This window comes from Thioalkalivibrio sp. ALE28, from assembly GCF_000377425.1.
Lineage (GTDB): Bacteria > Pseudomonadota > Gammaproteobacteria > Ectothiorhodospirales > Ectothiorhodospiraceae > Thioalkalivibrio.
On sequence record NZ_KB898094.1, the window covers coordinates 90522 to 108866 of the forward strand.

The 18345-nt window shown below is 67.0% G+C and carries 20 protein-coding genes and 1 tRNA gene; 15 read left to right on the forward strand and 6 right to left on the reverse strand.

Translation table 11 applies throughout. The features are described 5' to 3' along the window. Positions 1 to 2: 2 nt before the first annotated feature. From pheA to galU, 12 genes are all read left to right on the forward strand, one after another. A complete protein-coding gene (gene pheA / locus D105_RS0102520; RefSeq protein WP_018866293.1) occupies positions 3 to 1118 on the forward strand; it encodes a prephenate dehydratase in 1116 nt (371 codons plus the stop codon). A gap of 32 nt (positions 1119 to 1150) precedes the next feature. Then, positions 1151 to 2308 carry a histidinol-phosphate transaminase gene (gene hisC, locus D105_RS0102525; protein ID WP_018877384.1) on the forward strand — a complete coding sequence of 386 codons (1158 nt, stop codon included), beginning with the start codon at positions 1151 to 1153 and terminating at the stop codon, positions 2306 to 2308. After that, complete coding sequence (locus D105_RS0102530) at positions 2305 to 3186, forward strand: prephenate dehydrogenase/arogenate dehydrogenase family protein (RefSeq protein ID WP_018875461.1); 882 nt, start codon at positions 2305 to 2307, stop codon at positions 3184 to 3186. Before hisC ends, D105_RS0102530 begins: the two co-directional genes overlap by 4 nt. Before the next feature lie 6 nt (positions 3187 to 3192). Beyond that, on the forward strand, positions 3193 to 4497 hold the full coding sequence (gene aroA, locus D105_RS0102535) for a 3-phosphoshikimate 1-carboxyvinyltransferase (protein ID WP_018877385.1): 1305 nt from the start codon (positions 3193 to 3195) through the stop codon (positions 4495 to 4497). Further along, positions 4494 to 5201 carry a (d)CMP kinase gene (cmk, locus tag D105_RS0102540; protein ID WP_018877386.1) on the forward strand — a complete coding sequence of 236 codons (708 nt, stop codon included), beginning with the start codon at positions 4494 to 4496 and terminating at the stop codon, positions 5199 to 5201. Before aroA ends, cmk begins: the two co-directional genes overlap by 4 nt. A gap of 49 nt (positions 5202 to 5250) precedes the next feature. Further along, the gene (gene rpsA / locus D105_RS0102545) at positions 5251 to 6957 is read left to right on the forward strand and encodes a 30S ribosomal protein S1 (protein ID WP_255349356.1); all 1707 of its coding nucleotides are present in this window, start codon (positions 5251 to 5253) and stop codon (positions 6955 to 6957) included. Positions 6958 to 7050: 93 nt separating this feature from the next. Continuing rightward, entirely contained in the window at positions 7051 to 7347 is a 297-nt protein-coding gene (locus tag D105_RS14455) for an integration host factor subunit beta (protein WP_018866299.1), read from the forward strand. A gap of 7 nt (positions 7348 to 7354) precedes the next feature. Next, the gene (locus D105_RS0102555; protein ID WP_018875465.1) at positions 7355 to 7672 is read left to right on the forward strand and encodes a lipopolysaccharide assembly protein LapA domain-containing protein; all 318 of its coding nucleotides are present in this window, start codon (positions 7355 to 7357) and stop codon (positions 7670 to 7672) included. 66 nt (positions 7673 to 7738) lie between these two features. Further along, a complete protein-coding gene (locus D105_RS0102560) occupies positions 7739 to 8971 on the forward strand; it encodes a tetratricopeptide repeat protein (RefSeq protein ID WP_018875466.1) in 1233 nt (410 codons plus the stop codon). Then, entirely contained in the window at positions 8968 to 9711 is a 744-nt protein-coding gene (pyrF, locus tag D105_RS0102565) for an orotidine-5'-phosphate decarboxylase (RefSeq protein WP_155987100.1), read from the forward strand. Before D105_RS0102560 ends, pyrF begins: the two co-directional genes overlap by 4 nt. 126 nt (positions 9712 to 9837) lie before the next feature. Continuing rightward, the gene (locus tag D105_RS0102570) at positions 9838 to 10119 is read left to right on the forward strand and encodes a ComEA family DNA-binding protein (RefSeq protein ID WP_018875468.1); all 282 of its coding nucleotides are present in this window, start codon (positions 9838 to 9840) and stop codon (positions 10117 to 10119) included. Positions 10120 to 10224: 105 nt separating this feature from the next. Continuing rightward, positions 10225 to 11112, forward strand: coding sequence for a UTP--glucose-1-phosphate uridylyltransferase GalU (gene galU / locus D105_RS0102575; protein WP_018866304.1), 888 nt, complete (start codon positions 10225 to 10227; stop codon positions 11110 to 11112). Positions 11113 to 11136: 24 nt separating this feature from the next. Here the strand turns inward: galU and D105_RS0102580 are convergent, their stop codons facing one another. Genes D105_RS0102580 through hspQ form a run of 3 tightly spaced genes read right to left on the reverse strand, consistent with a single transcriptional unit; the run spans position 11137 to position 13907 of the window. Beyond that, positions 11137 to 11823 (reverse strand): rhomboid family intramembrane serine protease, encoded by a 687-nt coding sequence (locus D105_RS0102580; RefSeq protein ID WP_018877388.1) that lies wholly within the window; start codon positions 11821 to 11823, stop codon positions 11137 to 11139. Between the two features lie 15 nt (positions 11824 to 11838). Then, entirely contained in the window at positions 11839 to 13530 is a 1692-nt protein-coding gene (gene ilvD, locus D105_RS0102585) for a dihydroxy-acid dehydratase (RefSeq protein ID WP_018877389.1), read from the reverse strand. A 56-nt stretch (positions 13531 to 13586) separates the two neighbouring features. Continuing rightward, positions 13587 to 13907 (reverse strand): heat shock protein HspQ, encoded by a 321-nt coding sequence (hspQ, locus tag D105_RS0102590; protein ID WP_018866307.1) that lies wholly within the window; start codon positions 13905 to 13907, stop codon positions 13587 to 13589. A 123-nt stretch (positions 13908 to 14030) separates the two neighbouring features. Between hspQ and D105_RS0102595 the strand changes: the two genes are divergently transcribed. Next, positions 14031 to 14591 carry an NUDIX domain-containing protein gene (locus D105_RS0102595; protein ID WP_018877390.1) on the forward strand — a complete coding sequence of 187 codons (561 nt, stop codon included), beginning with the start codon at positions 14031 to 14033 and terminating at the stop codon, positions 14589 to 14591. Between the two features lie 13 nt (positions 14592 to 14604). Here D105_RS0102595 and D105_RS0102600 read toward each other — a convergent pair whose 3' ends face one another. Beyond that, positions 14605 to 15279 (reverse strand): class II aldolase/adducin family protein, encoded by a 675-nt coding sequence (locus D105_RS0102600; protein ID WP_018877391.1) that lies wholly within the window; start codon positions 15277 to 15279, stop codon positions 14605 to 14607. 215 nt (positions 15280 to 15494) lie between these two features. Here D105_RS0102600 and D105_RS0102605 point away from each other — a divergent pair, with 215 nt between their 5' ends. Continuing rightward, entirely contained in the window at positions 15495 to 15962 is a 468-nt protein-coding gene (locus tag D105_RS0102605) for a cytochrome c (protein WP_018866310.1), read from the forward strand. 9 nt (positions 15963 to 15971) lie between these two features. Continuing rightward, positions 15972 to 16892, forward strand: coding sequence for a cytochrome c (locus D105_RS0102610; protein ID WP_018866311.1), 921 nt, complete (start codon positions 15972 to 15974; stop codon positions 16890 to 16892). A gap of 66 nt (positions 16893 to 16958) precedes the next feature. Here the strand turns inward: D105_RS0102610 and D105_RS0102615 are convergent. After that, a tRNA-Asn gene (locus D105_RS0102615) sits at positions 16959 to 17034 on the reverse strand. Between the two features lie 83 nt (positions 17035 to 17117). Beyond that, positions 17118 to 18308 carry a pyridoxal phosphate-dependent aminotransferase gene (locus tag D105_RS0102620; protein ID WP_018877392.1) on the reverse strand — a complete coding sequence of 397 codons (1191 nt, stop codon included), beginning with the start codon at positions 18306 to 18308 and terminating at the stop codon, positions 17118 to 17120. Positions 18309 to 18345: the final 37 nt, after the last annotated feature.

Consider the following 18345-nt stretch of genomic DNA (forward strand, 5'->3'; position numbering starts at 1 on the left):
CGATGGCCGGGGATCCGCATTCGTCGCCATCCGCCGAGGACCGCGAAGATCTCGCGGCCCTGCGCGCGCGTATCGACGCGCTGGATGCCGAGCTCCTGGAGCGGTTGAGCGAGCGCGCCCGCTGCGCCGAGGCGGTGGCGCGGGTCAAGCGCAGCCAGGAGAGCGACCCGGTGTTCTACCGTCCGGAGCGCGAGGCCGAGATCCTCCGGCGGGTGCGCAAACGGAATCCCGGCCCGCTGTCCGACGAGGCCATCACGCGGCTGTTCCGCGAGATCATGTCCGAGTGCCTGGCGCTCGAGCATCCGCTCCATGTCGCCTATCTCGGACCGGTGGGGACCTTCACTCACCTGGCGGCGCGCAAGCACTTCGGCCATGCCGTCGAGACCCAGCCGCTGGCCTCGATCGATGCGGTGTTCGGCGCGGTGGAGACCGGGCGCGCGCAGTTCGGCGTGGTTCCCATCGAGAACAGCTCCGAGGGGGTCGTCACCCACACCGTGGACTGCTTCATGGATTCCTCCCTCCAGATCTGTGGCGAGGTCGTGACCCCGATCCACCACCACCTGCTGTCCCGGGCCGAGGATCTCGGGCAGGTGCGGCGGGTCCTCGCGCATGCGCAGGCGCTGGCGCAATGCCGCCAGTGGCTGGATAGCGAACTGCCCCATGCCGAGCGCGAGGCGGTCTCCAGCAACGCCCGGGCGGCCGAGATCGCGGCGCAGGATCCCACCGCGGCGGCGCTGGCCAGCCAGGCGGCTGCCGAACACTACGACGTCCCGGTGCGGGCCCCGCATGTGGAGGATCGCGCCGACAACACGACGCGTTTCCTGATCATCGGCTCGGGGACCACGCAACCCAGCGGGGCGGACCGTACATCGGTGATGCTGAGTACCGCCAACCGGCCGGGGTCGCTGTATTCGCTGCTCAAGCCGATCGCGGAGGCCGGCATCAGCCTGACCCGGATCGAGTCGCGCCCCTCGCGCTGCACGCCGTGGAACTACGTGTTCTTCCTCGATCTGGTCGGGCACCAGCAGGACCCGTTGATCCGCGACTGCCTGGAGCAGCTGCGCGCCAGTGCCGATACCGTCAAGGTCCTGGGGAGCTATCCCCAGGCCGCCACCTGACACGCCCACCCGCTATCCCCGAGGTTTCCCGCATGGCATCCAACCCTTCCGTATCCGCTGCGGCCGGCCCGGACTTTGATCCCGTGGCCCTGGCAGTCGCCGGGGTCCAGGGCCTCAGCCCGTATCAGCCCGGCAAGCCCGTCGCCGCACTGGAGCGCGAACTGGGTATTCGCCAGGCGATCAAGCTGGCCTCCAACGAGAACCCCCTGGGCCCGTCGCCGCTTGCGGTGGAGGCGGGCCGCGCGGCGCTGGCCGAGGCCCATGTCTATCCCGACGGGAACGGCTTCGAGCTGAAGGCTCGACTGGCCAAGCGCCATGGCGTCGCCCCGGAACAGATCACGCTCGGAAACGGCTCCAACGAGGTGCTGGAGCTGGTCGCGCGCACCTGGCTGGCACCGGGCCGGGCAGCCGTGTTCTCCGCGCATGCGTTTGCGGTTTACCCGCTGGTTACCCAGGCGGTCGATGCCGAGGCACGGGTCGCGCCCGCGCTGGGGGCCGACCATCCGGAGCAGCCCTTCGGGCATGATCTCGAGGCCATGCGGGCACGGGTGGATGGCGACGTGCGCGTGGTGTTCGTGGCCAATCCGAACAATCCCACCGGGACCTGGCTGGAGGGTTCGGCGCTGGAGGCCTTCGTGGCGGCGATACCGGCGACCACCGTGGTGGTCGTGGACGAGGCCTATTTCGAATACGTCGAGGCAGCCGGGTATCCGGACACTACGCAGTGGCTGGATCGCTACCCAAACCTGATCGTGACCCGGACCTTCTCCAAGATCCAGGGCCTGGCCGGACTGCGCCTGGGGTACGCGGTCAGTTCCCCGGCGGTCGCCGACCTGCTCAACCGAGTCCGACAGCCGTTCAATGTCAACGCCATTGCCCAGGCCGCGGGCCTTGCGGCGCTGGACGATACCGCGCATGTGGAGAGATCGGTGGCCGTCAACCGCGACGGGTTGCGGCAGGTGACAGCGGCCCTGCGGGATAAGGGGCTGCGTGTGATTCCGTCGGTGGGGAACTTCGTGACCTTTGACACCGGGCGTGATCCGGCCCCGGTATACGAAGGCCTGCTGCGCGAGGGCGTCATCACGCGGCCGGTGGAGAATTACGGCCTGCCCGGTCACCTGCGGGTCACCCTCTCGACCCGGGAAGACAACGACCGCTTCCTCGCGGCACTCGACAAGGTCCTGGCGTGATCGAACGGCTGGTCATCTTTGGCGTCGGCCTGATCGGCGGCTCGCTGGCGCTGGCCCTGCGCGAGGCCGGCGCGGTACGCGAGGTGGTCGGCTGCTCGCGCAATGCCGACAACCTGCGCGAGGCCAAGCGGCTGGGCGTGATCGACCGCTGGACCACGGACGTCGCCGCGGCCGCAGAGGGCGCCGACCTGGGCGTGCTCGCCGTGCCATTGGGCGCGATGGAGCCGCTCGCCCGAGACCTGGCGGCCGCCTGGCCCGAGGACAGCCCGCTGACCGACGTGGGCAGCAGCAAGCAGGCGGTGATCGATGCGGTGGGCGCCGGCTTCGGTGCGGTCCCGCGCGCCTTCGTGCCCGGCCACCCGATCGCCGGGACCGAGAAAAGCGGGGTAGGGGCCGCCTTCCCCAGTCTGTTCCGCGATCGCCTGGTGATCCTGACGCCGGCCGATGCCACCAACCCGCTGGCCACGGACCGCGTGGCGGCCATGTGGCAGGCCGCCGGCGCGCGGGTCGAATACATGACCCCGGCGCATCATGACCGGGTCCTGGCCGCGACCAGCCACCTGCCGCATGTGCTGGCGTTCACGCTGGTCTCGTCGCTGGCGAACATGAGCGAACGCGACGAGATCTTTCACTACGCCGCCGGCGGGTTTCGCGACTTCACGCGCATTGCCTCCAGTGACCCGGTGGTCTGGCGCGATATCTGCCTGGCCAACCGCGACGCCATCCTCGAGGTCATCGGGCAATACCAGAACGACCTCGAGACGCTGCGCGGCGCGATCGAACGCGGCGATGCCGCCACCATCGAACAAAGCTTTGAACATGCCAAGGAAACCCGCGATCGCCTCTGCGACCCCGCGGATGCACAACTGGATACCTGAAACCCCATGAATACCTTTACCGTACAGCCCGGAGGCCAGCTTGCGGGCCACGCCCGCGTGCCGGGCGACAAATCGATTTCCCACCGCGCCATCATGCTCGGGGCGCTGGCCGAGGGCGAGACCCATGTGACCGGCTTTCTCGAAGGGGCGGATTGCATTGCCACGCTGGAGGCCTTCCGCGCAATGGGCGTGGCCATCGAGCGCACCGGACCGGGCTGCGTGCGCATCCAGGGCGCCGGCCTGCGCGGGCTGCAGGCCCCGCCGACTGCGCTGGACATGGGCAACTCGGGGACCGCGATGCGGCTGCTGTGCGGGGTCCTCGCCGGGCAGGCCTTCGACAGTGAACTGGTCGGCGATCGCTCCCTCTCCGGGCGTCCGATGCGCCGGGTGACCAACCCGCTGGCCCGCATGGGGGCCAGGATCGAGACCAGCGATGCCGGGACGCCCCCCTTGCGGGTGCACGGCGGCGCCTCCCTGCGGGGTACCGACCATGTGCTCGAGGTCGCCAGCGCCCAGGTCAAATCCGCCCTGCTACTGGCAGGCCTGTGGGCAGATGGCAAGACCTGCGTGACCGAGCCGGCACCCACGCGGGATCACACCGAACGCATGCTGGCCGGCTTCGGTTACGCAGTCGAACGCGACGGGCCTCGGGCCTGCGTCGAGGGGGGTGGCCGGCTGGTCGCGAGTCCGGTCGATGTGCCGGCGGATATCTCCTCGGCCGCCTTTTTCCTGGTCGGGGCCTCGATCGCGGCCGGTTCGCGCATGCGCCTGGAGCATGTCGGCATCAATCCGACCCGCACCGGTGTGATCGATATCCTGCGCCTGATGGGCGCCGAGATCCGCATCCTCAACGAACGCGAGGCAGGCGGCGAGCCGGTGGCGGATCTGGAGGTCGAGGCCGCCCCGCTCAAGGGGATCCAGATTCCGGAGCACCTGGTGCCGCTGGCGATCGACGAATTCCCCGCGATCTTCGTCGCCGCGGCCTGCGCCGAGGGCGAGACCGTACTGACCGGCGCCGAGGAGCTGCGGGTCAAGGAGAGCGACCGTATCCAGGTGATGGCCGACGGCCTCGCCGCGCTCGGGGTCGACTGCGCCGTGCAGCCGGATGGTATCCGGATCCAGGGCGGCGATGGCTTCACCGGTGGCGAGATCAACAGCCACGGCGATCACCGCATCGCCATGTCGTTCGCGATGGCGGGCCTGCGGGCCACTGCGCCCATCCGGATCCACGATTGCGCGAACGTGGGTACATCCTTCCCCGGCTTTGTGGCGCTTGCACGCGAGGCCGGGCTGCAGCTGGAGGCCGCATGAGTTCGGAAATTCCGGTACTGACCATCGACGGCCCGGGCGGGGCCGGCAAGGGCACGGTCTGCATGCGCGTGGCCGCCGCCATGGGCTGGCATCTGCTGGACAGCGGCGCGCTGTACCGTCTGTTGGGGCTGGCGGCACGCCAGCACGGGGTCGAGCTGACCGACGAGGCCGCGCTCGCTCGACTGGCCGCCGGTCTCGACGTCGACTTCGAGGTGAATCGAGACGCGACGGCGGTGACGACCCTGCTGGAGGGGGCGCCGGTCGATCAGCTGCTGCGCACCGAACAGGCCGGCAGCGATGCCTCCCGGGTGGCCGCCATCCCGGCCGTGCGCGAGGCCCTGCTGGAGCGCCAGCGCGGCTTCGCCAAGCCCCCCGGGCTGGTCGCGGACGGGCGCGATATGGGGACCGTGGTCTTCCCCGCGGCGGACCTGAAGATCTTTCTCACGGCCTCTGCCGGGGAAAGGGCGCGCCGGCGTTACATGCAGTTGAAGGAACAAGGACTTAGTGCTAATCTCTCCGCCCTTCAGGACGAGATGGAGGCCCGCGACCGTCGCGACCGCGAACGCAGCGTGGCCCCCCTCAAGCCCGCCGAAGATGCCTGGGAACTGGATACCACGGACCTCGACATCGTTGGCGTGGTGGACATGATCCTGGAGCGCCTCCGGGACGTACTCCCGGAACAAAGCCCCCGCCCCGCGGAATAAGCCGTCGGAAGCGGGATTATCAACGTCTAGAACTGGTTGCAGGAAGTTTCTGCAAGCATTTGTTAAACCACAGGTTCACAAATCCATGAGTGAAAGTTTCGCGCAACTGCTCGAAGAGAGCATGGCCTACACCCAGATGCAGCCGGGTGCCATCCTCAGTGCCACCGTCATTGAGGTCACCCCGGACGTCGTCGTGGTGAACGCCGGCCTGAAGTCCGAGGGGGTCATCCCCACCGAGCAGTTCATGAACGACGAGGGTGAGCTCGAGGTCAAGGTCGGCGATGTCGTCGAAGTGGCCCTAGAGACCCCGGAAGACGGTTTCGGCGAGACGCGCATGTCGCGCGAAAAGGCCAAGCGGGCCAAGGCCTGGGACCGTCTCGAAGGTGCGATGGAAGAAGAGCAGTACGTCACCGGCAAGATCTCCGGCAAGGTCAAGGGCGGTTACACCGTCGAGCTGGGCGATATCCGGGCGTTCCTGCCGGGTTCACTCGTGGATGTCCGTCCGGTGCGCGATACCGCGTACCTGGAAGGCAAGGAGCTGGAGTTCAAGCTCATCAAGCTGGATCGCCGCCGTAACAACGTGGTCGTGTCGCGCCGCGCCGTGGTCGAGCAGGAATACAGCGCCGAGCGCGAGGAACTGCTGAAGAACCTGCAGGAAGGCGCGCAGGTCAAGGGCATCGTCAAGAACCTGACCGATTACGGTGCGTTCCTGGATCTGGGCGGCATCGACGGCCTGCTGCACATCACCGACATGGCCTGGAAGCGCGTCAAGCATCCGTCCGACGTGGTCGAGATCGGCCAGGAAGTCGAGGTCAAGGTGCTGAAGTTCGACCGCGAGCGCATGCGTGTGTCGCTGGGCCTGAAGCAGCTGGGCGAGGATCCGTGGGAGAACATCACCCGCCGCTACCCGACCGGCACCCGCATCTTCGGCAAGGTCACCAACATCACCGACTACGGCTGCTTCGTCGAGATCGAAGACGGCGTGGAAGGCCTGGTGCACGTGTCCGAGATGGACTGGACCAACAAGAACGTCAACCCGGGCAAGATGGTCGCGATCGGCGACGAGGTCGAGGTGATGATCCTGGACCTGGACGAAGAACGCCGCCGCATCTCGCTGGGCATGAAGCAGTGCCAGTCGAATCCGTGGGACGACTTCGCGGCCAACCACAACCGCGGCGAGAAGGTCAGCGGCCAGATCAAGTCGATCACCGATTTCGGCGTGTTTGTCGGCCTGGAAGGCGGCATCGACGGCCTGATCCACCTGTCCGATCTGTCCTGGCACGAAGCGGGCGAAGAAGCCATTCGCAACTTCAAGAAGGGTGACGAAGTCGAGGCCGTGGTCCTGTCCGTGGATCCCGAGCGCGAGCGTATCTCCCTGGGCCTGAAGCAGCTGGATCGCGATCCGTTCGCCAACTTCGTGGCCGAGCACAGCAAGGGCAGCATTGTCTCCGGCACGGTCAAGGAAGTGGACGCCAAGGCAGCCGTGGTCGAACTGGCTGACGGCATCGACGGCATCCTGCGCGCGGCCGATATCTCCCAGGACCGCGTGGAAGACGCCAGCACCGTGCTGAAGGTGGGCGATACGGTCGAGGCCAAGTTCATGGGCGTCGACAAGAAGACCCGCGCCATCAGCCTGTCGATCAAGGCCAAGGACCGGGCGGAAGAAGCCGAGATGGTCTCCGACTACGGCAGTAATGCCGGCGGCGGTACCACGCTGGGCGATCTGCTGAAGGAACAGATGGACAAGAACGACTAAGTCCGTTCCGTCGTGGCCCGCGGTGCCAAGGGGTGCCGTGGGCCATTTTGTACCGGGAAACCGGATTTCCTTCCTGTCTGTGACGAGTGCCAGATGACCAAATCGGAATTGATCGAGAACCTCGCCCGGAAGTCACCTCATCTGCCAGCCAGGGACGTGGAGATGTCCGTCAAGGCATTGCTCGAACGCATGAGCCACGCGCTGGCGAACGGGCAACGGGTGGAGATTCGCGGCTTTGGCAGCTTTTCGCTGCACTTCCGGCCACCCCGACTGGGCCGGAACCCCAAGACCGGTGAAGGCGTTGCCTTGCCCGGCAAGCATGTCCCTCATTTCAAGCCCGGCAAGGAATTGCGCGAACGGGTAAACGATTCTGTAGCCGAAAACGGCTAGACCGTCCATGGACGAGCGGCGGCGACAGAAGATTCGCAACACCGTGGCGTTTGTCGCGCTGATCCTGATCTCGTCCGCGGTCGGTATTCTTGTTGTTCTGAACGAAGCCCTGGTGACCCTGGTGTTGCCGGGTCTCGAGATCGAGGCCCCCCTGGTGGTGTTCCTCGGGTTGGCCGCCTTGTTTGGAGTGATCCTGGCCTCGCTGGTGCTCTGGCTGCGCCTGCGCCGGCTGCGGCAGAAGATCGCCGACCTGCGCGAGCAGAACCATGCCCTCAAGGTCGAGGTCGAGCAGCTGCGTACCGCACCCATGCGGGATTTCTACTAGCCGCATCGCCATGCGGTCTTCCATACCTTTTGCTTCGCTGTCCGTACCCGGGGAGCGTACTCGCCGATGATCAATGACTGGTTCTGGTTGCTGCTCCCGCTCGCCGCGGCAAGTGGTTGGTGGCTGGCACGCTATGGCGTGCCGGAAGACCAGGAAGAGCGCGAGCCGTCACTGGATCGTTACCTCGAGGGCGTACGCCACCTGCTGGATGATCGCACCGATGATGCGCTGCAGGCCTTCATCGAGATGGTGGAGGTCGATCACGAGACTTTCGAGACGCATGTAATCCTCGGGCGGCTGTTCCGGCGCCGGGGCGAGGTGGATCGCGCCATTCGCATCCACCAGAACCTGGTGGCGCGCCCGACGCTGCCGGCGGCCCAGCGGGCCCAGGCCCTTTGCGAGCTCGGCGAGGACTTCCTGCTGGCGGGAGTGCTGGACCGGGCCGAGGCCGTCTTTCGCGAACTCGCGGACTCGCCGCACCAGGCCGTGCCGGCCCTGGAGGGCCTGCGCCAGGTCTACGAAACCCAGCGGGAATGGGAGCGGGCGATCGAGGTGGGCGACCGGCTGAAGGCGCATGGGGTCGCCCATGAACAGCTGCGGATCGCCCACTACCACTGCGAACTGGCGCGGATCGCGCTGGACCAGGACGACCACGAGGAGGCGAGGGCGCGCGCGAAACAGGCCGAGGAACTGGTTCCCGGTCTGTCGCGGGCTCTGCTGATCCAGTCGGAGATTGCGGCGCGCGCCGGCGAGATCCGCGAGGCGATCCGTTTCGGGCGGGATGCCGTGGCGCGCACCCCGCAACTGGCGCCTCTCCTGGTGCCCCGGATCGAGCGCCTGCATCAGGAACTGCCCGGCGAGAACCGTCTGGGGCAGCTGGAGGAACTCCTGGACGACCTGGCCCGAAGTCGCGGGATCACCATGGCGCGGATTGCCCTGATGCGGCTGTACCGGCGCACGGGACGGCTGGACGCCGCGCTTTCCGAACTGGGGCAGATCCTGGCGCAACGCCCGGTCCCGACCTCGGGCCTGCTGGAGGCGGTTCGCTGGATGAAGATCCTGCCGGCGGTGCAGCAATACAGCACGGAATTCTCGGCGTTCGAGAAGGCCCTGGCCGACCAGCTTGGCAGCCAACACTTGTACCAATGCGGGAACTGCGGCTACCAGGGACGGGCGCATGTATGGCAGTGCCCGAGCTGCCGGCGCTGGGATACCCTGCGCGGGCTTGATTTCGATATCGACCAGACGACGGAAGCCGCCGAGGAGGCGTTGATCCGCGAAGGGAGCCACCACCCATGACCCGACCCACGACAGTGACCCCGGAACCCGCCACGCGCCTGATCGTCGCCCTCGACTTTGCAGAGGCCGATGCGGCGCTGGCATTCGCCCGACAGCTCGACCCGGCGCAGTGCGCCCTGAAGGTCGGCTTCGAACTGTTCGTGGTCGCCGGTCCGGCGCTGCTGCAAAGGCTCCACGACCTCGGCTTTCGGGTGTTTCTGGACCTGAAGTTTCACGACATCCCGAATACCGTGGCGGCTGCCTGCCGGGCCGCGGCGCGTACCGGCGTGTGGCTGATCAACGTACATGCCAGCGGCGGCCTGGAGATGATGCGGGCCGCACACGAAGCGGTACGCGAAACCAACGACACCACGGCGCTGCTGGCCGTCACGGTGCTGACCTCCAGCGACGCCGGCACCCTGCGTGAGATCGGCGTGAGTCGCGAGCCGGCCGATCAGGTGGGCTTGCTGGGGGAACTGGCGATACAAAAGGCGGGGCTGGAGGGCCTGGTGTGCTCGGCGCAGGAGGCCGCCATGCTGCGGCGCCGGCTGGGCGAGCGGCCACTCCTGGTAACACCGGGGATCCGGCTGGAAGACACGGGAGGCGATGACCAGAAGCGTGTCATGACCCCCGAGCGGGCCCTGGAGGCGGGCGCCAGCGCGATCGTGGTCGGCCGGCCGATCACCCGCGCCCCCGACCCGGCCGCGGCGATGGAGGCCTTCGTCACAAGCCTGAACATGCCGAATGACGCCGTGGAATGAGGGGGTTTTCCGGCGGGGCTGTTCTCGCTAGGATGCCCGGGTAGTCTCGGGTTGAAGGTTGGAATCCGGGTCTACCACGCGGTGCACGGATGCACCGATCGTTCAACGAAGATAAGGAGCGTTTTCATGAACAAGCTGTTCCAATGCGCGAAGTGCTGGGCCCTGGCGGGCCTCTGTGTCCTGCCACTGGTCATGGTGACCGCATCGGGTGGCCAGCCGGTCAACCTGAACGGGGCATCGGCCGACGAGCTGGCCGCACTGGAGAACGTGGGACCGGTCAAGGCGCAAGCCATTGTGGAGCACCGCGAGGCACACGGTGACTTCGCCTCGGTCCAGGCCCTGACCGAGGTGTCCGGGATTGGCGAGCGCACCGTGGAGATGAACCTCGAGCGCATCGTCGTCGAGTAGCGAGACGGGTGGCGGCATGGGCCGCCACTCACTACCGGCCCCCGGTCGACGGGTCCGAAAGGATGCGTTGGCCGGGGGTTTGCTGTGAAGTCACCAGGAGAAGGAATGAGCCAGAATCACGCCCCGATTCGTACCGCCGTGTTCCCGGTTGCCGGGATGGGTACGCGCTTTCTGCCGGCGACCAAGGCAAACCCGAAAGAGATGCTTCCGGTCGTGGACAAGCCGTTGATCCAGTACGCGGCGGAGGAGGCCGTTGCCGCCGGCATCGAGACCCTGGTGTTCGTGACCGGGCGAAACAAGCGATCCATTCCGGATCACTTCGACAAGGCCTACGAACTCGAACACGAGCTGGAAGAGCGGGGCAAGACCGAACTGCTCGAGCAGGTTCGGAACATCGTTCCCCCCAATGTGACCTGCGTCTATGTGCGTCAGTCCGACGCACTCGGTCTCGGACATGCGGTGGCCTGCGCGCATCCGATCGTCCGCAACGAACCCTTCGCGGTAATCCTGGCCGATGACCTGATCGAATCGGCCAACGGCGGGGCGACGCGGCAGATGGTCGAGCAGTACGCCGAGCACGGCTGCAGCGTGCTGGGGGTGGAGGAGGTGCCGCCCGATCGCACCCACCAGTACGGCATCATCGACCCGGTGCAGACCGGCCCGCGCAGCTGGGACGTCAAGGGCATCGTGGAAAAGCCCGACCCCGACCATGCGCCGTCCAGTGTCGCGGTGGTCGGGCGCTATGTCCTGACCCCGAAGATCTTCGAAATGCTGGCGACCCAGAAGCCGGGGGCGGGCGGCGAGATCCAGCTGACGGACGCGATCGCACGCCTGCTCGAACTGGAACGGGTGACGGCCTTCAACTTCGAGGGGCGTCGCTTCGACTGTGGGTCGAAGCTGGGTTACCTGGAGGCCACGGTGGAGTTTGCACTCAACCATCCGGAACTGAAGGACGACTTCGCCGCATACCTCCGGGCCCGCTCGGCGGGCTGATCGAGTCCGTCACAACCCGGGCCGCTACCACCAGAAACGGCGCTGGCGCGGCCGGATGGGCAGGCGGCCGCGCCAGTACTGGATCAGCAAGAAGCCGAAGGCCATGCCGCCCAGGTGGGCGAAGTGGGCGATGCCGGCGAGGGTGCCCGAGATGCCCAGGTACAGTTCCAGCGCCCCGTAGCCGATGACGAAATACTTCGCCTTGATCGGAATCGGCAGGAAGATCAGGAACAGGCGCTGGTTGGGGAACATCATCCCGAACGCCAGCAGAACCCCGAATACGCCCCCCGACGCGCCGATGGTCGGATAGATCATGTCGCCGTTGCCGTAGGCGGTCACGAACAGCTGCACCAGCCCGGCCCCGATCACGCAGACCAGGAAATACACGGCGAAAGTGCGCGAGCCCCAGGCATTCTCGATCTGCACCCCCAGCATCCACACGGCAAACAGGTTCACGAACAGATGAATCGGGCCGCCGTGGAGGAAGCCGTAGCTCACCAGCTGCCACAACTGGAAGTCCGGCACCCGCATCCACGAGCCATCCTGGTGGACGGTGGCCGGGGTCCCGACGGGCCAGAGCCCGAAATGGTTGACGAGCCAGTCCCCCAGCCAGGGCATCGCGAGAAACAGAGCGACGTTGGTGATCAGCAGGAAGCCGATCACCGGCGGCAGCATGCTGAAATCGGGGTGCCGCGGATCCGGATGCGTCATGGGCGCGGGCGGGCGTCAGGTGCCGCTGAAGTCGTCGGTCACGGCGCCCCGGCTCGCCGAACCCACCAGCCGGGCATACTTGCCCAGCACCCCGCGATCAAAGCGCGGGGCGGGGGTCGTCCAGCGGGCGCGCCGACGCTCCAGTTCGGTGTCATCGACCTGCAGGGCCAGGCGGTTCTCGCTGGCATCAATCTCGATGATGTCGCCGTCCTGGACCAGCGCGATCGTGCCGCCGACGGCGGCCTCCGGCGCGACATGGCCAACCACCATCCCGTAGGTGCCGCCGGAGAAGCGACCATCGGTAATCAGGCCGACCGCATCGCCCAGACCAGCCCCGATAATGGCTGCGGTGGGGGCCAGCATCTCGCGCATGCCGGGCCCGCCGCGCGGGCCCTCGTAGCGGATGACCAGGATATCCCCCGCCTGGATCCGTCCGGCCAGGATCGCGTCCAGGCATTCTTCCTCGGAATCAAAGCAGCGCGCGGGGCCCGAGATCGCGGTCCGCTTGAGACCAGTGATCTTGGCCACGGCGCCCTCGGCGGCCAGATTCCCCTTGAGGATGGCCAGGTGCCCGTGTGGATACAGCGGCCGGTCGAGGGGGCGAATGATGTCCTGGTCCTCCGGGGGAGTCGCGGGAATATCGCGCAGGGTCTCGGCCAGCGTCGCGCCGGTGATGGTCAGGCAGTCGCCGTGCAACCACCCGGCATCCAGCAGCATCTTCATCACCTGGGGTGTCCCGCCCACTGCATGGAACTGGGTGGTGACATAGCGCCCGGAAGGCTTCAGATCGCACAGGACCGGGACCTTGCGGCGAACCCGCTCGACATCGTCGATGTCCAGCGGCACATCCGCCGCGTGCGCGATCGCCAGCAGATGGAGTACGGCATTGGTGGAACCGCCCAGCGCCATGACCACGGCGAGGGCATTCTCGAAGGCCTCGCGGGTCAGAATGTCGCGTGGCCGGCGGTTGGCGTGGATTGCGTCCAGCAGGACCTCCGCCGAACGCGCCGCGGAATCGCCCTTTTCCGGGTCCTCCGCCGCCTGGGTGGAGGAGCCGGGCAGGCTCATCCCCATGGCCTCGAAGGCGCTGGACATGGTGTTGGCGGTAAACATGCCGCCACAGGAACCGGCGCCGGGGCAGGCGTTCTTTTCCACGCCCAGCAGATCCTCGTCGGATAGCTTGCCAGCCCCATGCTGGCCCACGGCCTCGAAGGCACTGACAATGGTCAGGTCCTGATCCTTGTAGTGCCCCGGCTTGATCGTGCCACCGTAGACGAAGATCCCGGGCACATTGAGCCGGGCCAGCGCGATCATCGCTCCGGGCATGTTCTTGTCGCAGCCACCGGTGGCCAGGATGCCGTCCAGGCTCTGGCCATTGACGACCGTCTCGATGGCATCCGCGATGACCTCGCGCGAGACCAGGGAGTACTTCATCCCGGGGGTGCCCATCGAGATGCCGTCGGAGATGGTGATTGTGCCGAAGGTCTGGGGCATGCCCCCGGCCTGACGCACCGCCTGCTCGGCTCGGGCGGCGAGGGCGCCGATCCCCATATTGCAGGGGGTGATGGTGCTGTGGGCATTGGCGATCCCCACGATCGGGCGCCGGAAATCGTCATCTCCGAAACCGACCGCGCGCAGCATCGCGCGATTCGGCGTCCGGCGCGGGCCTTCGGTGACGACGCGACTGCGCCGGTTGTCCTGTGCCATATGCGTCCCTGTCGTATTGGGTTGAACGGGGTGGCCCCAAGAAGCGGCGGCCGCGATCAATGGGCGCCGGGGTCCCCGTGGCGCGAATAGCGTCCATTCATGAACCGGTCAAAGAACTGCCCGAGGGCCGGATGCTCGATCTGCTCCCCGCGCGGATCCGGTTCCAGGTGGCGTTCGGCCACGTAGGTGCTGTGCGAATAGCCATCCACCAGTACGTGATACCACGGCTGATCCTTCGGCGGACGACTCCTGGCCACCGTCTCGTACCATTCATCGGAACCGGCGTATACCGGGTCCACATCGACGATCACACCGCGGTAATCGAACTTGGTATGGTGAACCAGTTCACCGACGGTAAAGCGTGTGCGTGTGGTCATGATCCCCTCTGTACTGCGTCGGTGCGCCTTTTCTATTGTGGACCGCCACCGGCGTTGCATGTTCAGGGCACGCCGCGCCGGTTTACCTGTTTGCAGCTCCTGACACGCCCTCACGGAACCGCCATGAATCGTAACCCGACCGGCCTGAGTCCACGTTTCCACAACGAAGTCCCGCAGGGCGATGATCGCGAGCGCCGCGTCTGTGACCATTGTGGCTTCGTGGACTACGAGAACCCGCGAATCATCGTCGGGAGCGTGGCCATATGGGAGGATCGCGTCCTGCTATGTCGCCGGGCGATCGAGCCCCGCCGTGGTTACTGGACCCTGCCGGCCGGTTTCATGGAAAAGGGCGAGAGCCCGGGTGAGGGCGCCCGCCGCGAGGCCTGGGAGGAGGCCCGCGCGGAGCTGGAAGTCGATCAGTTGCTGGGGGTGTACAGCGTGCCGCACGTCGGGCATGTGCAGATGATCTACCGGGCGCGCCTGCTGAACGACACGATCGCCCCCGGCCCGGAGTCCGAAGAGGTGAAGCTGTTCCCGTTCGACGCCTTGCCGCCGCTGGAAGAACGTGCGTTCCCGTCCGTGAGCTGGGCGCTGCGTCATTACCTGGAAACCCGCGAGCGGATCGACTTCGCCCCGCGCTCGGCGCCGTTGCCGGAGGCGGACGAAGCGGTGCCGGGGCTCTGAACCATTCTGGCGACTATTGTGGCGCGTCGCGCTGCGGCCCGTAGTGGCGGAACTTCTCCAGCACCCGGTCCATCTCCGCGTCATCCAGCAGCGTGGGCCCGCCGATCTGCAGACTCAGGACATACTGGCGCGCCAGCAGCTCGACTTCCTCGGTGAGCCACAGGGCCCGCTCAAGGTCCGGCCCGGTGGCGATCATGCCGTGGTTGGCGAGTAGACAGGCAGTACGGTCCTCGAGGGCCTCAACCGCCAGGCGCGAAAGCGCCTCCGTACCGAAGGTCGCATACGGCGCGCAGCGAATGGAGCTCCCGCCCGCCGCCGCGATCATGTAGTGCAGGGCAGGGATGTCGCGTCCCTGGATGGCCACCACGCTGGCGTACACGGAGTGCACGTGGACAACCGCGCCCAGCTCCGGGCGGGCCTGCAGGATCGCGCGGTGGAAGTGCCACTCGCTGGAGGGCTTGCGCTGCGGGTCCCAGCGCCCGGCGGCATCCACGTACACCAGGTCTTCCGGACGCAGGGCCTCGTAGGGCACACCGGATGGCGTGATCAGCATACCATCGCCCAGGCGCACACTGATGTTGCCCGACGTGCCCTGATTGAGGCCGCGGCGGTTGGTCTCCAGGCCGGCGTGGATGACGGCCTCGCGCAAGGCGGTCGCGTCGGCGGGTGGGAGGCTGTATTCGTGCATGTGGGTACCAGACGACTGGGTGCCGGGCGATTGTAACGGGCCTCCGGGAACCCCGCGCGCGGAGCAGGGTCAATGGGGCAGGTCTGGCGAGTTTTCGCGGGACCCTTCGCCCCGTGGCAAGGCGGCCGGCGGGTCGTCTACAGTTCTCGGTTAGCGTTCAGGCTTCGGCTCGCCCGCCACGGGCGAGATTCTTTTCGTTACAGGGAGGAAGCACCATGAAGAATGCCGCACGTCTTGTCACCGCTTCGGCCGTGGCCGCCGCACTGACCCTCGGGTTGAGCGCTGGCAGCACTGTCCACGCCTTTGACGAACACGAGGCGACCATCGACTACCGTCAGGGCGTGATGCGCGCGATCGGCGGGAACGTCGGGGCCATCGCCGCCGTGGTCGTGGATGGAGCCGATTTCGGGGACAACCTCGAGATGCACACCAGCCAGCTGGTGGCGCTCAGTCAGGATATCCCCAGCCTGTTCCCCGAGGGCAGCGACTTCCCGGATACCGATGCCAAGGAAGAGATCTGGGATGACTGGGAGCGCTTCGAGGAACTCTCCAACGACACCCGCGAGGCCGCCGAGGCGCTCCATGCCGCCGTGGAGGCGGGCAACGAAGACGAATACGCCATTCGCTTCCGCAACCTCGGGCAGTCCTGTCAGGCCTGCCACGACGACTTCCGCCGCGACTGATCGGTGGCAATGGCGGGTACCAAACGAGGGCCGACAGCCTGGCTGCCGGCCCTCTGTCTTGCCGGCCTGATCGGGTCCGCCCCCATACTGGCGGACACCTCGATCGGTGAGCTGGAGCCCGAGGCGGACGCGGAGGATCGCATCGCCTATGGCGAGTACGTCCTGCGGGCCGGGGGCTGTGTCACCTGCCACACGGCGGAAGACGGCGAATTTCTGGCCGGCGGGCGCCCCATCGAGAGCCCCTTTGGCGTGTTCTACGGTCCCAACATCACGCCGGATCCGGAACACGGCATCGGCGGATGGTCCGAGGACGACTTCAAGCGCGCGCTCCAGCAGGGCCGCGGGCCGGACGGGCGGCATTACTATCCCGCGTTTCCGTTTACCTCCTACACCCGCATGAAGGACGAGGACATCGAGGCCTTGTGGGCCTTCCTGCAGGCCGAGGTCGAGCCTGTGGCGCGGGAGAACACGCCGCACGACCTGGTCTGGTACGCGCGGTTCCGGCCGTCCCTGATGGGCTGGAAGTGGCTGCATTTCGAGCCGGGGGCCTTCGAACCCGACCCGGACGAATCGGAGCAGTGGAACCGCGGCGCCTACCTGACCCTGGCCCTCGGCCACTGCATGGAGTGCCACACCCCGCGCACTCGGACCGGCGGTCTCGACCTGGAGCGTCTGGGCGCCGGGGCCCGCCTGCCGGACGGGGATGTCGCCTCGAACATCACCCCGGATCGCGAGACCGGCATCGGACGCTGGGGCGAACGCCATATCGCCCGCTACCTGGAGATGGGCCTGACCCGCGACGGCGACTTTGCCGGCGGCGCCATGGCCGACGTGATCGACCACGGCACCGCTCATCTGACCGACGAAGACCGCCGCGCGATTGCCGTCTACCTGCAGTCGCTGGAGCCCCTCGAGCACGAGCCGGAGTAGGGTAACGGGACCGTAACCCCCCAAACGAAAAAAGCCAGGTCATGGTGACCTGGCTTTTTCTTTGTCTGGCTCCCCGGGACGGGCTCGAACCGCCGACCTAGTGATTAACAGTCACCCGCTCTACCGACTGAGCTACCGGGGAATTGGGCGCAAATCCTAATCGGGCGGGGCGGGGGCGTCAAGGAAAATCTGGCCGCCCGACGCGTTTCGCCGCCGTACCCGGCGTCAGTGGTGGCGCGCCACGAACTCGCGCAGGCGCTCCAGGGCCTTGTCGAGCTGGTCCACGCTGGTGGCGAACGAGACACGCACATGTCCCGGCGCGCCGAAGGCGCTCCCCGGAACCAGGGCCACGCCCACCTCGTCCAGCAGCTGCTTGGTCAGGGCGACGTCGGTGTCGATATCGGCTGCCGCCATCAGGCCGGTGACGCGAGGGAAGCAGTAGAAGGTGCCGTCCGGCATGAGGCAGTCGATCCCGTCGATGGCATTGAGGCCGTCCACGACGTGGCGAGCGCGCTCGGCGAAGGCCGAACACATGGCCACCACGCAGCCCTGGTCGCCGTTGAGTGCGGCCTCGGCGCCGGCCTGGGCAATGGAGGTCGGATTGGAGGTGCTTTGCGACTGGATCTTCTTCATCGCCGCGATCAGGTTCTTCGGACCACCGGCGTAGCCGATGCGCCAGCCGGTCATCGCATAGGCCTTGGATACGCCATTCAGCACCACGGTGCGCTCGAGCAGATCCGGGGCGACGTTGACGATGTTCACGAACGGGGCCGAGCCAAACCGGATATGTTCGTACATGTCATCCGTGGCAATGACCACACGGGGGTGGCGCCGCAGCACCTCGGCCAGTTCGGTCAACTCGGCGGCCGAATACGCCGCGCCCGTGGGATTGGACGGGCTGTTCAGGAACACCAGGCGGGTGTTCGGGGTGATCGCGGCCTCCAGCTGTTCCCCGGTGATGCGGAAGCCGGCATCCTGCTGGGCGCTGACGATCACCGGGCGCGCCCCGGCCAGCAGGGCGATATCCGGGTAGGACACCCAGTAGGGGGCGGGGATCACGACCTCGTCCCCGGGATTCAGCAGGGCCTGGCAGAGATTGAAGATGCTCTGCTTGCCACCGGAGGACACCAGGATCTGGTCAGGGGTGAACGTCAGGCCGTTGTCGCGATCGAATTTGCGGATGATGGCCGCCTTGAGGCTGGCCGTACCGTCCACCGGAGTGTACTTGGTTTCTCCGCGGGCAAGCGCGTCCACCGCCGCCTGCTTGATATGCTCGGGGGTATCGAAATCCGGTTCTCCGGCCCCCAGCCCGACGATGTCCCGCCCCTCCGCGCGAAGCTGAGCGGCCAGCGCGCTGACGGCCAGAGTAGGGGAGGGCTGGATGCGCTGGACGCGGTCGGAAAGCTCGATATCCAAGGGGTAGGCCTCTGTGTGATCGGGTCGATGGGCCGCG

What these genes read in the sequence shown, in the direction of transcription:
- ilvD (WP_018877389.1), bottom strand. Translation starts at nt 13,530, where the DNA reads ATGGCACAGGACAACCGGCGCAGTCGCGTCGTCACCGAAGGCCCGCGC.
- aroA (WP_018877385.1), top strand. Translation starts at nt 3,193, where the DNA reads ATGAATACCTTTACCGTACAGCCCGGAGGCCAGCTTGCGGGCCACGCC.
- D105_RS0102605 (WP_018866310.1), top strand. Translation starts at nt 15,495, where the DNA reads ATGAAGAATGCCGCACGTCTTGTCACCGCTTCGGCCGTGGCCGCCGCA.
- D105_RS0102600 (WP_018877391.1), bottom strand. Translation starts at nt 15,279, where the DNA reads ATGCACGAATACAGCCTCCCACCCGCCGACGCGACCGCCTTGCGCGAG.
- D105_RS0102580 (WP_018877388.1), bottom strand. Translation starts at nt 11,823, where the DNA reads ATGACGCATCCGGATCCGCGGCACCCCGATTTCAGCATGCTGCCGCCG.
- hisC (WP_018877384.1), top strand. Translation starts at nt 1,151, where the DNA reads ATGGCATCCAACCCTTCCGTATCCGCTGCGGCCGGCCCGGACTTTGAT.
- galU (WP_018866304.1), top strand. Translation starts at nt 10,225, where the DNA reads ATGAGCCAGAATCACGCCCCGATTCGTACCGCCGTGTTCCCGGTTGCC.
- D105_RS0102570 (WP_018875468.1), top strand. Translation starts at nt 9,838, where the DNA reads ATGAACAAGCTGTTCCAATGCGCGAAGTGCTGGGCCCTGGCGGGCCTC.
- pheA (WP_018866293.1), top strand. Translation starts at nt 3, where the DNA reads ATGGCCGGGGATCCGCATTCGTCGCCATCCGCCGAGGACCGCGAAGAT.
- D105_RS14455 (WP_018866299.1), top strand. Translation starts at nt 7,051, where the DNA reads ATGACCAAATCGGAATTGATCGAGAACCTCGCCCGGAAGTCACCTCAT.
- D105_RS0102610 (WP_018866311.1), top strand. Translation starts at nt 15,972, where the DNA reads ATGGCGGGTACCAAACGAGGGCCGACAGCCTGGCTGCCGGCCCTCTGT.
- D105_RS0102595 (WP_018877390.1), top strand. Translation starts at nt 14,031, where the DNA reads ATGAATCGTAACCCGACCGGCCTGAGTCCACGTTTCCACAACGAAGTC.
- hspQ (WP_018866307.1), bottom strand. Translation starts at nt 13,907, where the DNA reads ATGACCACACGCACACGCTTTACCGTCGGTGAACTGGTTCACCATACC.
- pyrF (WP_155987100.1), top strand. Translation starts at nt 8,968, where the DNA reads ATGACCCGACCCACGACAGTGACCCCGGAACCCGCCACGCGCCTGATC.
- D105_RS0102555 (WP_018875465.1), top strand. Translation starts at nt 7,355, where the DNA reads ATGGACGAGCGGCGGCGACAGAAGATTCGCAACACCGTGGCGTTTGTC.
- D105_RS0102560 (WP_018875466.1), top strand. Translation starts at nt 7,739, where the DNA reads ATGATCAATGACTGGTTCTGGTTGCTGCTCCCGCTCGCCGCGGCAAGT.
- cmk (WP_018877386.1), top strand. Translation starts at nt 4,494, where the DNA reads ATGAGTTCGGAAATTCCGGTACTGACCATCGACGGCCCGGGCGGGGCC.